This window comes from Teichococcus vastitatis (assembly GCF_003604215.1).
GTDB classification, from domain to species: Bacteria; Pseudomonadota; Alphaproteobacteria; order Acetobacterales; family Acetobacteraceae; genus Pseudoroseomonas; species Pseudoroseomonas vastitatis.
This window is the reverse complement of the sequence record NZ_QXGS01000213.1, coordinates 1-652: the sequence shown is the minus strand read 5'-3', so window position 1 is coordinate 652 and position 652 is coordinate 1. Positions and strand designations below refer to the sequence as shown.

General features: G+C 63.2%; 2 protein-coding genes. Both read left to right on the top strand.

Going from position 1 to position 652, the window contains the following annotated elements:
• A partial coding sequence (locus tag D2K64_RS23970) for a LysR substrate-binding domain-containing protein (protein WP_238384407.1) occupies window positions 1-314 on the top strand: 314 nt, incomplete at its 5' end.
• Between the two features lie 95 nt (window positions 315-409).
• Window positions 410-652, top strand: a 243-nt coding sequence (locus D2K64_RS23965; protein ID WP_120010930.1) for an SDR family oxidoreductase, incomplete at its 3' end; no start/stop codon positions are given.

Below are 652 nucleotides of genomic sequence, written 5' to 3'. Positions count from 1 at the left end.
CGGCAAATGGTCTTTCTGCGCCGCCGCCGCGAGGGCCACGCTTCGACCGCAGCTTCATCTCCATCAGCGCGGCGGTGGATGGGCTCGGGGTCGCGCTCGAATCCACCATGCTGGCGGAGCGGGAACTGGCGGCTGGTCGCCTCGTACGACCGTTGCAGGGCATCTGCGAGGATGTCGTCTACACTGGCCATTGGCTCGTCTTTCCAGGCAGCCGCCGCTACGCGCGATCCATGGTGTTGTTTCTGGACTGGCTGGGGAAGGAGCTGGGAGTTGACGTCGATGTCGTAATCCCGAGAGAGGTACCCGGCTCATAGGTGAATCGTATTCACCAAAGGACGCGAATTTCTCGCTTGTTCAGAAATATGGAAGCAACAAACATCCGTTTCAACAAAGGAACGGAGGACGTCAGATGCTACTTGCGGGCAAAACCGCGGTGATCTCGGGCGCGGCTAGCGCCAGAGGAATAGGCCGGGCTACGGCGCAACTCTTCGCAGAGCATGGTGCACGGGTCGCCATCCTCGATCTGGATGCCGAGGGCGCCGCGCGGGCGGCGGCCGAGCTGGGCGAGGGTCATCTCGGCATCGGCTGCAACGTCACCGACGTCGAGCATTGCCGACAAGCCGCCGGGCAGGCCATCGCCGCCTTGGGACAG